Below are 12,217 nucleotides of genomic sequence, written 5' to 3'. Positions count from 1 at the left end.
CTACTCGCGGGTAACAAGGGCGTTACCGGCCAACCTACCCGCTAGCAGTGGCCACCGGGTAGGGCGGCGGCATTGGCGGACAGCCATTGGGTCATCTGATTCAGCGCTGCCACCCCGGCGTCGAAGCTGCCGTTATTCGGTTCGGCGGCCAGCGCGACCCCGATGTCGCCCTGGGGGCCGCGGACGACGCCGAACTGCCGCACCAGATATCCGCCGCTTGGTCCGGGGCCCCAGCCGCCCTTGGTGGGGACACCAAGGGCGGCCAGACCCCAGCGCTGATCCGTAACGGTGTTGTTCATCAGGCGGTAGACGGGTGCGGCCACGCCCAGACACGGCAGATGTGCGGCGAACACAGCCTGGCGGGCCAGCGGCCACTGGGTCTGGCCGAATGCGCTGAACTCCGGTCGCAGCCGCCGGGATTCGACCGCCGTGCCGCTGTCGCCGCCGGCCCGCAGCACGGCCTGCACCTGCTGGGCGGCCTGCGGGGCAGGCCCGAGCTCGGACCACAGCTTCTCGGCGGCATCGTTGTCGGAGGCGGTGACGGCCTTGGCGGCCAGATCCTGGGCGTTGGGGACGTTGGCGTGGATCGCGGCGATGGACAGCGGCACCTTGATGGTCGACCAGGCGACGCCGTTCTGCAGGGTGCCCAGCGTGCCTGCCGCATTCTGTCCGACGGGCGCGTAGGCGATGCCGATGGTGGCGGGAATGGTGCCTGCCAGCTGCGCGAACGAGGCCTGCAGCGGTTCGGCGGAGGCGGGGGAGGACGGCGAAACAGGCGAGGCCAGGATCAGGATGGCGGCCAGGGCCGCGACGAGCACTCGGCGAGCAGGCATTGGTTCAGTATTGCGCTCCGGCTGGCCAGGGCTGTGGATAGAGCCGGCCGTGTCGCATGTGATGCACTAACACCTGATGTATGCGCACCACCTTGTCGATTGACGAGGAAGTGCTGCTGGCCGCAAAAGAACGAGCCGGCCGGGAACGGCGAACCGTCGGCGCCGTGCTCTCCGACCTGGCACGCCAGGCGTTGCTGAATCGGCCCCGGCGGGCATGACGAGGCGGGCCGTTCCGAATCGACTGATGCGCGCCCCGATATCGCGGCGAAGTTAGGTGACGCAGTCAGCGTCCGGTACCGAAATGCGCTACCCGATACTTACGTCCCAGATCAAAGACAGCTCCTGCGCGACGCTGCTGCGGACCAAGTAAACGTACCGTGATCACCCGCTTCGCACCAGATCGTGATCCGCTCGTCCGGCGTCCTGGGCTACCGGGGAATTCGGAACACCGGGTCGGCGCATTCGGTGCCCTCGGCGGACAGCACGCGCTTGAGCACCTTGAACGTCTCGGTGCGCGGCAACTCTTCAGTCACCCGCACGTACGACGGCCACTGCTTGGGTCCCAGGTCGGGCTGCTCGGCAAGGAAGGCGCGGAAGCCGTCGGCGTCGAATGTCGCCCCGCCGGCCAGGACCAGCGCCGCCATCACCTGATCGCCCACTGCCGGATCCGGGATCGGATAGACAGCGACGTGGGCAACATCATTATGCCGCAGCAGGATTCGCTCGATCGGTGCGGTCCCGAGGTTCTCGCCGTCCACCCGCATCCAATCGCCCAACCGGCCGGCGAAGTACGCGAAGCCGGCCTCGTCGCGGTAGGCCAGATCACCGGTGTGGTAGATGCCGCCGGCCATCCGCTGCGCCTCGGCGTCGGGATCGCGGTAGTAGCCCCGGAACTGGCCGCGCCCACTGGTATTCACCAGTTCGCCCACCACCCCGGGCGGGCAGAGCTCGCCGGTGTCGACGTCGATGATCGCGTTCCCGTCGACCAGTGGGCCCAGCGCGCCGGCCGGGGTGTCGGGGGTGCGCGCGATCGCCACGCCGCCCTCTGTGGAGCCGAACGCGTCGACCACAGTGCAGCCGAACCGCTGCGCGAACCGCTCCAGATCCCGTGGCGCACCCTCGTTGCCGTACAGGACCCGCAGTGGGTTGTCGGCGTCATCGGGCTGCGGCGGGGTGGCCAGCACATACGACAACGGCTTGCCGACGTAGTTGGCGTAGGTGGCCCCGAATCGTCGCACGTCGGGAAAGAATCCGGACGCGGAGAATTTGCGCCGCAACGCGATCGACGCGCGCGCGGCCACCGCCACCGACCAGCCCGCCATCACCGCGTTGGAGTGGAACAGCGGCATCGACAGGTAGCAGACATCCGAGGGTCCCAGCCCGAACCGCTGCGACAGCAGCGCCCCGGGGAAGGCTGCCTTCCACTGCGTGCAGCGCACCGCCTTCGGGTCGCCGCTGGTTCCGGAGGTGAAGATCAGCATGAACAGCTCGTCCGGGTCGGCCTTGCGGAACACCACCGGCGTCCCGGCATAGCGGGCCAATTCCTCGGCCCACGAAGATGACTCGACATCGATTGCGCCGACGACATCCACCCCGGCGGTGTTGTCGGTGAGTACCAGCTGGCAGTCGGCGTGGTCCACGTCGCGCTGCAACGCTTCACCGCGCCGGGTGGGGTTCAAACCCACCGGAACCAGCCCGGTCAGCGCCGCGGCCACCAGCACCGTCGAGAAGAACGGGGTGTTGCCCAGCAGTACGCCGACGTGCGGGGGCTTGTCTGGGTCGAGACGTGCGCGCAACGCGGCTCCCAGCGCCGCCCCCGCCGCGATGTGGTCTCGCCAGCTGACGAACGAGTCCTCGAAATACACGCCGCGGTCATCGACCTCCGCCAGAGGGGCCAGTAGATCGGTGACATTGACGGTCGCGTCGGGTAACACCGGTGTCGACATAGCGTCAGACTAGGGCAGCGCTGTCAGCGCAGCTTGATGCTGCCGCCGTCGATTGCAACCTTGCCGTCGAGCCTCATCGGCCGCCTCCGTTCAGGCCGGCGACACCGGCCGCCAGGAGCCGGCGTGCCTCTGCATCGCCGTCCAGGGTCCGGCTGATCCGCCGGATGATCTGCCAGCGGCCGTCGAGCCGGCACAGTTGGAAGTGGTGCACCCCGGCGCGCGCCACCAAGTACTTCTTGTCGTGCCGCACCACCATGAGCGATTCACAGACCGCCACGGCGTCGTCGGCGTCCACGGTCACCACGGCCGGGCCGAGGAAATGTGCGCTGCCGCCGGCGATCAAGCCCTGGTGGGCGTCGGAACGCACCATCGCGGCGACGTCGGCGCGGCTGTTCATCGACCAGCCCTCCACCTCGTAGGCGCCGTCGACTGCCCACAGCTGCGCCGTCGCCTCGGCTTCACCGGCATCCGCCAGTGGGCCATAGGAGGCGATCATGCGCTCGATGGCGCGTTCGTCCTCGATCCGGGCCAGCCGGGCCTCCAGTTCTGCGAGTCGGTCGATCATGCATCCTCCTGTTCGATGGTGTCGGCCAGCGACCGCAGGGCCGCCAACTGGTCGCAGTAGTGGCCGACGATGCCCGCACCGTTCTCCCACGCCGACGCCGTGCCGGGGGTCTGAACCGCCACCGGGGTCGAAAGCCCCAGCCGCACTAGCTTTCTCCCATCAGCTTCTGCATGAAGCGATGGGTGCCCAGTACCACCTTGGCCCGGTCCGGGTCGTTGCGGCGCTCCACGTCGGCGCCGTTGCCGCCGGCGACGAACACCGGCCCGTGCGGCAGCTGCTCGAGACCTTCGCGGGCGACGTCGGCGGGCTCGGCGACATTCATGCCGGGCACGTCGAAGTTCAGCCCGACCCGCGCCATGGCCGGGGTGCGGGTCACCCCCAACACCAGTTCCAGCACGTGGACGTTGTGCTCACGCAGCTCCAGCCAGAGCCCTTCGGCGAAGATCCGGCCGAACGCCTTCACCCCGCCGTAGATGGTGTGGCGCACCGAGCCCAGGTATCCGGCCATCGACCCGACCATCAGGATGCCGCCTCCGCGGCGTTCTCGCATGGCGCGGCCGTAGTGCTGGACCAGTCTGAGCAAGGTGGTGATGTTCAGGTCGATCACCGATGCGAAGTCGGATAACGTCCCGTCGAGGAACTCCTCGCTGCAGGTATTGGCTCCGGCGTTGTAGATCAACAGGCCGACGGTGAGCTCGGCGGTCGTCTCGATCAGCCGGTCGACAGCGGCGCCGTCGGTGAGATCGGCTGCCAGCGTGCGCACTTCGACTCCGTGGCCACGACAGTTCGCGGCGGTGACTTCCAGCGGTCCGGGCTTGCGTGCGACGAGTACCAGGTTGATGCCGGCGGCGGCGAGCAGGTGGGCGAATTCGGCGCCGACACCCTCGGACCCGCCAGCGATCACGGCCCACGGCCCGTAGTTCGAAAGATCAGTCACGCCGAACATCCTCACCCCTGAGGTGGTCTCGCGCGCGCGTCATCTCGCTGGATGAGATACGCCCCCGCCGCGGTGGGCCGGTGTGCTGCAATGGACGGCGTGAGTGATCTTGAGGACATCGAAGCCATCAAGCAGGTCAAATATCGCTATCTGCGGGCGCTGGACACCAAGCACTGGGCCGACTTCGCCGTAACGCTGGCCGAGGACGTCACCGCCGACTACGGCAAGTCGATGGGCACCGAGCACAAGTTCACCGACCGCGACTCGTTGGTGGACTTCATGCGGTCCTCGCTGCCGATCAACGTGCTCAGCGAACACCGGGTCAGCCATCCGGAGATCACCCTGACCGGACCCGACACCGCATCGGGCATCTGGTACCTGCAGGACCGGGTGATCATGCCCGACTATGACCTGATGTTGATCGGTGCCGCGTTCTACCACGACTCCTACCGCCGCACCTCCGACGGCTGGAAGATCAGCGACACCGGCTACCAGCGCACGTACGACGCCACCATGCCGCTGTCGAGCGTCCCCGGTTTCAAGGTGACGCCGGGGGATGCGCTGCACTGTTAAATTCGAGGAATGTCCAGGCTCTCCGGCACTCAGGGCCAAGAGTTGGCTCCGCCCTCGATGGTGGAGCGGGTGACCTCGATCCTCGACGCTTTCGAACAGCGGCCGACGGCACGGCTGAACCTGGACGAGATCGTCGCCCGTACCGGGCTGCCGAGGTCGACCACCCACCGCATCCTGCGGCAGCTGGTCGGACTGCAGTGGCTGGAGTACCGCGGAGCCCAATACTGTCTGGGTTCACGGGCGTTGGGCCTGGGCGGCCAGGATGGGCTGCACGGCGAGATCCGCAAGGCGGCCGCGGAGCACCTGCACCAACTTCATCTGCGCACCGGGCTGGTGGTGCATCTTGCGGCGCTGGAGGGCACCGACGAGGTCTATCTGGACAAGATCGGCGGGCATTTCGCGGCGACCTTGCCTTCCAGGGTCGGCACCCGGCAGCGGGCCTACCTGACCACCGGCGGGCGGGCGATGCTTGCGTGGATGTCTCCGGAGGAGATCGACGCCCGATTCGGCCGGCAGCTGACGCGCTCCGGCGGTGGTGGGGGCTGGGACCTGAGCACCCTGCATCGCGAACTGGCCCACATCCGGCGGGCCCACGGCATCTCGATCGACCGCGGTGCGCAGACGCGCGTGCTCGTCGGGGTGGAACTGCCCAGTGTGGCGGTGGCTGTCCACGGCGCCGAGGGCCCGGTCGCAGCGATCTGCCTGGCTGGTGCGGCGAACTCGGTGCCGATCGAACGGGTGGTGCCGCTGGTCGCCGAAGCGGCCGCCCGGACGTCGCAGGTGTTGCGCTAGTCGGGCAGGTTGACCAGGCCGAGCTCGGCTGAGTAGGTCATCGACGACGCCGAAACATTCACCGCCGCAACGGTATTCTGGTTGCGATCCCGTTGGGTCGGACCGCCGAACCCGAGGAACTGTCGAAGTTCGTGTGCTTCCTGGCCAGCGACGACTCCTCGTACGCCACCGGTGCCGAGTTCGTCGTCGACGGCGGGCTGATCAGCGGGGTCCCGCACAACATCAAAGCGGCCACCTCCGAAGGTCGCTCGCCGAAAGGCCTTGTCACCGACGAACTCATCGAGTTTCACCGCCGCTACGTCGACGGCGGAGTGGGTATGACGACACTGGCCTACTGCTGTGTCGCGCCGGAGGGCGCCAGCGCTCCGGGTCAGATCCTGATGAGCCCCAAGGCGATACCGGGATTGCGCAAGTTCACCGACAGCATGCACTCCGGAGGCGCCGCGGCCTCCGCCCAGTTGGGCCACGCCGGGGTGGTGGCATCCAAGAAGTTCACCGGCGCCACCCCGATGGCGCCGAGCAGGTTCTTCAACCCGTCAAGCCTGCAGTACTGCCGGGGAATCACCACCGATGAGATCGCCCGGGTCGTCGACCAGTTCGGCGAAGCGGCCGAGGTCGCCGTGCAATCCGGCTTCGACGCGGTCGAACTGCACTTCGGCCACCTCTACCTGCCCAGCTCCTTTTTGAGTCCGAAACTCAACCGGCGCAAGGACTCCTACGGTGGCAGTATCGACAATCGCAGCCGGTTCGTCCGTGAGATCGCCCAGCGGGTCCGCGAAACCGTCGGCGACAAGATCGCGGTGATCGCCAAGATCAGCATGGACGACGGCATCCACGGCAGCATCTGGCTGACCGAATCGCTGCGCACCGCGCAACTGCTGGATCAAGACGCGAATCTCGACGCCATCGAACTCACCCAGGGCTCATCGGTTTCGCGGCAGATGTATCTGTTTCGCGGCGATGTGCCGGTCGATGAGTTCGCTGCGGTGATGCCACAGCCGCTGAAGGCCGGGGTGCGGATGTTCGGCAAGCAGATGATGGGCCAGTACCCCTACCGAGATCTGTACATGCTCGAATCGGCCCGCCAGTTCGTGCCTACCCGACCTGTGAGCGCGGGCTGCTCAGGCCGGGGTCTCGGCCAGCTGTCGGCCGATCGCCAGCAGCGCTCCGGTGGCCCCACCGACCGCGAACTCGGTCTGCTTGGCGGCCAGGAAGTAGCGGTGGATCGGGTGGTCGATGTCGATGCCGACGCCGCCGTGGATGTGCACGATGCTGTGCGCCACCCGGTGCCCGGCCTCGGCGGCCCAGAACGCGGTGGTGGCCACGTCGGTGGTGGCCGGCAGGCCTTCGCCGACCCGCCAGGCCGCCTGGGTCAGGGTGAGCCGCAACGCCTTGACGTCGATGTAGGCGTCGGCCAGTCGCTGCGACACCGCCTGGAAGCTGCCGATCGGCTTGTCGAACTGCTCGCGCTCGCGGGCGTATTCGGCCGTCAGCATCAGGCCGCGCTCCAGCACACCCAACTGGTAGGCGCTGCACCCCAGGGCGTTCAGCGTGGTCAGGTAGTCGAGCACCTCGGCACCGCCGACCAGCCGACCAGCCTCCAGCTCGACCCCGGACAACTCCAGGTGCCCGACACTGCCCAGGCCGGTGGTCTGCAGCGCGGTCACGATCACGCCGGGATCGCCTGCCGCTACCAGGAAAACACTGGTGCCGGAGTCGGTTTCGGCCGGCACCAGGAAGGCGTCGGCGGCCGGGGCGAATCCGACCTGGGTGCGGCTGCCGGTCAGCCGGAAGCCCGCACCGGACGGCGCGGCCCGCACCGGACCCTCGCCCATGTCACCGTCGAGGGCGGCGGTCAGGATCTTCTTGCCGGCCACCGCCGGAGCTCCCCAGGTCTCCTGCAGCTCGGCGGAGCCGAACTTCGCCAGCGCGCCGGAGCCCAGCACCACCGAGTCCAAGTAGGGCACCGCGGCCAGCTGGCGGCCCAGGGCGGTCAGGATCGCCGACTGTTCCAGCACGCCGAATCCGCCGCCGCCGAGTGACTCAGCGGCCGCACTGGACACGACGTCGGCGTCGACGAGCTTGCGCCACAGGTCGGTGTCGAACCTCTGCTCGAACCCGTCCAGCTCGCGCTGGCGTTCGGGGGTGCAGACCGCATCGACGATGGTCCCGACCAGGCCGGAAAGGTCTTGGGCCGCTTCGGTGGTGGTGAAGTCCATGAGTTTTACGCCCTCCAGATGGGATGGTCAGATCAGCGATTGCGGGGCAGGCCGAGAGCGACCATGCCGATGATGTCGCGCTGCACCTCGTTGGTGCCGCCGCCGAAGGTCAGGATCAGACACGCCCGGTGCATGCGCTCGACGCGGCCGCGCAGCAGCGCTCCGGGGGAGTCCTGGCGCACGGTGGCCGCGGTGCCCAGCACCTCCATCAGCAGCCGGTAGGCCTCGGTGGCCAGTTCGGTGCCGAACACCTTGGCCGCCGAGGCATCCGCCGGGGAAGGGGTGGTGTCGGAGGCAGATGCGAGCTCCCAGTTGATCAGCTTGAGGACCTCGGCCTTAGCGTGCACCCGGGCCAGGTTGAGCTGCACCCACTGCGAGTCGATGATCCGGTTGCCGTGCGCGTCCTTTGTATTCTGCGCCCACTCGCGCACCTCGCCCAGGGCGAGGAAGATCGGCTGCGCCGAGACCAGGGCGACCCGCTCATGGTTGAGCTGGTTGGTCACCAGCTTCCAGCCCTCGTTCTCCTCGCCGACCAGGCTGCTCACCGGTACCCGGACGTCCTGATAGTAGGTGGCGCTGGTGTCGGGCCCGGCCATGGTGTGCACCGGCGTCCAGGAGAAGCCTTCGGCGGTGGTGGGGACGATCAGCATCGAGATGCCGCGGTGCTTCTTGGCCTCCGGATTGGTCCGCGCGGCCAGCCACACGTAGTCGGCGTAGGCGATCAGCGACGTCCACATCTTCTGGCCGTTGATCACGTAGTCGTCGCCGTCGCGCACCGCGGTGGTGCGCAGCGCGGCCAGGTCGGTCCCGGCGCCCGGCTCGGAGTAACCGATCGCGAAGTGCAGTTCGCCGGCGGCGATCTTGGGCAGGAAGAACTTCTTCTGCTCCTCGGTGCCGAACGCCATGATCGTCGGCGCGACGCTGTTGATGGTCAGGAACGGCACCGGGGCGCCGGCGATGGCGGCCTCGTCGGTGAAGATCAGCTGCTCCATGGTGGAGCGCGCCTGGCCGCCGTACTCCTTCGGCCAGCTCAGCGTCAGCCAGCCGTCCTTGCCCATCTGGGCGACGGTCTCCCGATAAACGTTGCCGGTGCCGTACTCGCCCTGCGTGGAGCTCAGTGCCTCACGACGCTCCGGCGTCATCAGGGTGGTGAAATAGGACCGCAGTTCGGCCCGCAGCTCTTCTTGGGCGGGCGTGTAACTGATCTGCATCGGACCGTCCTTCGGATAGGATTCTGTGCGACAGCTCGTTGTAACACGTTCTAGTCTCGGGGTCCAACAGCCCTAGTCCGTCGCGTGCGCGAGCTGTTGGATCGTAGGGTGGAAACAGCCGATTATCTAAGGGAGATTGTGATGCGAGTTGAGGTGGATCTGGATCGCTGCGAAGGCAACGCGATTTGCGTCGGAATCGACCCCGACCTGTTCGAACTGAACGACGATGAGCAGGCCGTCGTCAAGATCGCACCGGTGCCCGCCGACCGCGTAGCACACGCCGAGCAGGCCATCGCGGAATGCCCGCGGGCGGCGCTGCGCCGCGTCGACGACTAGCCTGCCACGGGCAACAACTAGAGGTATTCATGAAGGAGCGCTGTAGATGACTGACAACTCGATCGATCTGTCCGGAAAGGTCGCGGTGGTCACCGGCGCGGCCGCCGGGTTGGGCCGGGCAGAGGCGATCGGGCTGGCCCGCTCCGGGGCGACGGTCGTGGTCAACGACATCGCGCCGGCGCTGGAGTCCTCCGACGTGATCGACGAAATCGCCGCGGCCGGCGGTAAGGGCGTGCCGGTCGCGGGTGACATCAGCCAGCGGTCCACCGCCGACGACCTAGTCAGCACGGCCGACGGTCTGGGCGGGTTGAACATCGTCGTCAACAACGCCGGCATCACCCGGGACCGGATGCTGTTCAACATGTCCGACGAGGACTTCGACGCCGTGATAGCGGTGCACCTGCGCGGACACTTCCTGCTGACCCGCAATGCCGCCGCCTACTTCCGGCAGAAGGGTAAGGAATCCGCCGACGGGACGGTTTATGGCCGGATCGTCAACACTTCCTCGGAGGCCGGCCTGATGGGTCCGGTCGGGCAGGCCAACTACGGTGCGGCCAAAGCGGGCATCACCGCACTGACGCTGTCGGCGAGCCGGGCGCTGAGCCGCTACGGCGTCACCGCCAATGCGATCTGCCCGCGGGCCCGCACCGCGATGACAGCCGACGTGTTCGGTGCGGCCGAGGTTGCCGAAGGCGAGATCGACCCGCTATCGCCCGAGCATGTGGTGACGCTGGTCCGGTTCCTCGCGTCGCCGGCGTCGGCCTCCGTCAGCGGACAGGTCTTCGTGGTCTACGGGCCTGAGGTAACGCTGATGGCGGCGCCGACGGTGGAACGCAAATTCAGCGCCGACGGTCAGGCATGGGACCCGGCCGGGTTGTCTGACACGCTGGCGGGTTACTTCGCCGGTCGCGATCCGGGCCGGACGTTCTCAGCCTCGGAGCTGATGGCAGGCGATTAGGGCAACGTTAGAACGCGTTACAGGAGATGTGGGTCACAATACCCTGTGAACAGCGAGAATATCTTGGCAGTCTCGTTGAAATGTGTCCTTTGACACTGAGAACGTGTTCTAGTTAGCATGATCCGGCTCACGCCAAGCGATGTCTGGAAAAGCTGGATTCAGCGTCGATCACGGGGCGTGTCCGGATAGAGCTTGCGAGCATCGGCGGCGAGGCTGCCCAACCTGAGGGAAGGACGTGCCTTGATCGAACAGCTCACGGTTCCTGCCCGGGCCGTGGGCGGCTTCGTCGAGATGACGCTGGATACGTTCCGCGCGATGTTCCGCCGGCCGTTCCAGTATCGGGAATTCCTCGAGCAGACCTGGATGATCGCTCGGGTCTCGCTGGTGCCCACCCTGCTGGTTGCCATCCCGTTCACCGTGCTGGTGGCGTTCACGCTGAACATCCTGTTGCGCGAGATCGGCGCCGCCGACCTGTCCGGCGCCGGGACCGCGTTCGGCACCATCACCCAGCTGGGTCCGGTCGTCACCGTGCTGGTGGTGGCCGGCGCCGGCGCCACCGCCATCTGTGCCGACCTGGGCGCCCGCACCATCCGCGAAGAGATCGATGCGATGCGCGTGCTCGGCATCGACCCGATCCAGCGGCTGGTGGTGCCGCGGGCGCTGGCGTCGACGTTCGTCGCGCTGCTGCTCAACGGGCTGGTGTGCGCGATCGGCATTACCGGCGGATACGTGTTCTCCGTCTTCCTGCAGGGCGTGAACCCCGGCGCGTTCATCAACGGGCTGACCGTGCTGACCGGGCTCGGGGAATTGATCATGGCCGAGATCAAGGCGCTGCTGTTCGGTACGGCCGCCGGACTCATCGGTTGCTACCGCGGGCTGACCGCCAAGGGCGGACCGCAGGGCGTCGGCAACGCGGTCAACGAGACCGTCGTCTACGCCTTCATCTGCCTGTTCGTCATCAACGTCGTCATGACCGCGATCAGCGTGCGGGTGCTGGTCAAATGAGTTATGACGCCACGCTGCGGTTTCGGCGGATGTTCCGCGGGCTGCCCAAGGCCGTCGACAACTTCGGCGAGCAGGCGTTGTTCTACGCCGAATCGATCCGCTTTGTCCCCAACGCGCTGACCAAGTACCGCAAGGAGACGATCCGGCTGATCGCCGAGATCACCATGGGCACCGGCGCGCTGGCGATCATCGGCGGCACGGTCGGGGTGGCCACCTTCCTGACCCTGGCTTCCGGCGGCGTGATCGCGGTGCAGGGCTTCTCATCGCTGGGCAACATCGGCATCGAGGCCCTGACCGGCTTCCTGTCGGCCTTCCTCAACGTGCGGATCGTGGCGCCCGTGGTGGCCGGGATCGCCCTGGCCGCCACCATCGGCGCCGGCACCACCGCGCAGCTCGGCGCCATGCGGGTCGCCGAGGAGATCGACGCCGTCGAATCGATGGCGGTGCACGCGGTGTCCTACTTGGTGTCCACCCGGTTGGTGGCGGGTCTGATCGCGATCATTCCGCTGTACTCACTGTCGGTGCTGGCGGCGTTCTTCGCGGCCCGGTCCACCACGGTGTTCATCAATTCGCAGTCCCCAGGCCTCTACGACCACTACTTCGACACCTTCCTGATCCCGACCGACCTGCTGTGGTCCTTCCTGCAGGCGATCATCATGTCGATCGCGGTGATGCTGGTGCACACCTACTACGGCTTCAACGCGGCCGGCGGCCCGGTGGGCGTGGGTATCGCGGTCGGTCAAGCGGTGCGGACGTCGCTGGTGGTTGTGGTAGTCATTACGTTGTTCGTCTCACTTGCCGTTTACGGCGGGTCCGGAAACTTCAACCTCTCGGGATAGCAA

Annotated in this window: 13 protein-coding genes and 2 pseudogenes; 8 read left to right on the top strand and 7 right to left on the bottom strand. The window is 67.3% G+C overall.

Annotated features, from left to right (window positions below):
* Positions 1 to 41 precede the first annotated feature (41 nt).
* On the bottom strand, positions 42 to 833 hold the full coding sequence (locus K6T84_RS19780; RefSeq protein ID WP_225400777.1) for a hypothetical protein: 792 nt from the start codon (positions 831 to 833) through the stop codon (positions 42 to 44).
* A gap of 80 nt (positions 834 to 913) precedes the next feature.
* On the opposite strand from K6T84_RS19780, the pseudogene K6T84_RS19775 reads away from it, so the two are divergent.
* A pseudogene (locus K6T84_RS19775) lies at positions 914 to 1,036 on the top strand (CopG family transcriptional regulator); the annotation flags it as partial.
* 225 nt (positions 1,037 to 1,261) lie between these two features.
* Here the strand turns inward: K6T84_RS19775 and fadD17 are convergent.
* From fadD17 to K6T84_RS19755, 4 genes are all read right to left on the bottom strand, one after another.
* Positions 1,262 to 2,779: a long-chain-fatty-acid--CoA ligase FadD17 gene (gene fadD17, locus K6T84_RS19770; protein WP_225400776.1), complete on the bottom strand. Its 1,518-nt coding sequence runs from the start codon at positions 2,777 to 2,779 to the stop codon at positions 1,262 to 1,264.
* A 73-nt stretch (positions 2,780 to 2,852) separates the two neighbouring features.
* Entirely contained in the window at positions 2,853 to 3,344 is a 492-nt protein-coding gene (locus tag K6T84_RS19765; protein WP_224862948.1) for a nuclear transport factor 2 family protein, read from the bottom strand.
* Positions 3,341 to 3,490: a hypothetical protein gene (locus tag K6T84_RS19760; RefSeq protein ID WP_224862946.1), complete on the bottom strand. Its 150-nt coding sequence runs from the start codon at positions 3,488 to 3,490 to the stop codon at positions 3,341 to 3,343. Before K6T84_RS19760 ends, K6T84_RS19765 begins: the two co-directional genes overlap by 4 nt.
* The gene (locus K6T84_RS19755; RefSeq protein ID WP_224862944.1) at positions 3,490 to 4,281 is read right to left on the bottom strand and encodes an SDR family NAD(P)-dependent oxidoreductase; all 792 of its coding nucleotides are present in this window, start codon (positions 4,279 to 4,281) and stop codon (positions 3,490 to 3,492) included. The genes K6T84_RS19760 and K6T84_RS19755 overlap by 1 nt, the downstream gene beginning before the upstream one ends.
* A 90-nt stretch (positions 4,282 to 4,371) precedes the next feature.
* Between K6T84_RS19755 and K6T84_RS19750 the strand changes: the two genes are divergently transcribed.
* The 3 genes and pseudogenes from K6T84_RS19750 to K6T84_RS19740 form a co-directional block, all read left to right on the top strand.
* Positions 4,372 to 4,854 carry a nuclear transport factor 2 family protein gene (locus K6T84_RS19750; protein WP_225402066.1) on the top strand — a complete coding sequence of 161 codons (483 nt, stop codon included), beginning with the start codon at positions 4,372 to 4,374 and terminating at the stop codon, positions 4,852 to 4,854.
* 9 nt (positions 4,855 to 4,863) lie between these two features.
* Entirely contained in the window at positions 4,864 to 5,646 is a 783-nt protein-coding gene (locus tag K6T84_RS19745) for an IclR family transcriptional regulator (protein ID WP_224862942.1), read from the top strand.
* 197 nt (positions 5,647 to 5,843) lie between these two features.
* Positions 5,844 to 6,743, top strand: a pseudogene (locus K6T84_RS19740) (NADH:flavin oxidoreductase); the annotation flags it as partial.
* A 24-nt stretch (positions 6,744 to 6,767) separates the two neighbouring features.
* Here the strand turns inward: K6T84_RS19740 and K6T84_RS19735 are convergent.
* Together K6T84_RS19735 and K6T84_RS19730 are read right to left on the bottom strand one after the other, a co-directional pair.
* Positions 6,768 to 7,865, bottom strand: coding sequence for an acyl-CoA dehydrogenase family protein (locus tag K6T84_RS19735; protein ID WP_224862938.1), 1,098 nt, complete (start codon positions 7,863 to 7,865; stop codon positions 6,768 to 6,770).
* Between the two features lie 32 nt (positions 7,866 to 7,897).
* Positions 7,898 to 9,076 (bottom strand): acyl-CoA dehydrogenase, encoded by a 1,179-nt coding sequence (locus tag K6T84_RS19730; protein WP_224862936.1) that lies wholly within the window; start codon positions 9,074 to 9,076, stop codon positions 7,898 to 7,900.
* A 141-nt stretch (positions 9,077 to 9,217) separates the two neighbouring features.
* Between K6T84_RS19730 and K6T84_RS19725 the strand changes: the two genes are divergently transcribed.
* The 4 genes from K6T84_RS19725 (at position 9,218) to K6T84_RS19710 (ending at position 12,214) form a co-directional block, all read left to right on the top strand.
* Positions 9,218 to 9,412: a ferredoxin gene (locus K6T84_RS19725; protein WP_224862934.1), complete on the top strand. Its 195-nt coding sequence runs from the start codon at positions 9,218 to 9,220 to the stop codon at positions 9,410 to 9,412.
* A 46-nt stretch (positions 9,413 to 9,458) separates the two neighbouring features.
* On the top strand, positions 9,459 to 10,370 hold the full coding sequence (locus K6T84_RS19720; protein ID WP_224862932.1) for a 3-oxoacyl-ACP reductase: 912 nt from the start codon (positions 9,459 to 9,461) through the stop codon (positions 10,368 to 10,370).
* Positions 10,371 to 10,610: 240 nt separating this feature from the next.
* Entirely contained in the window at positions 10,611 to 11,375 is a 765-nt protein-coding gene (locus K6T84_RS19715; RefSeq protein ID WP_225400775.1) for an MlaE family ABC transporter permease, read from the top strand.
* The gene (locus tag K6T84_RS19710) at positions 11,372 to 12,214 is read left to right on the top strand and encodes an ABC transporter permease (RefSeq protein ID WP_224862928.1); all 843 of its coding nucleotides are present in this window, start codon (positions 11,372 to 11,374) and stop codon (positions 12,212 to 12,214) included. Before K6T84_RS19715 ends, K6T84_RS19710 begins: the two co-directional genes overlap by 4 nt.
* Positions 12,215 to 12,217 lie beyond the last annotated feature (3 nt).

The organism is Mycobacterium zoologicum, from assembly GCF_020181635.2.
Taxonomy (GTDB): Bacteria; Actinomycetota; Actinomycetes; order Mycobacteriales; family Mycobacteriaceae; genus Mycobacterium; species Mycobacterium zoologicum.
The sequence above is the reverse complement of the archived record's forward strand: the minus strand, read 5'-3'. Positions and strand labels throughout refer to the sequence as shown.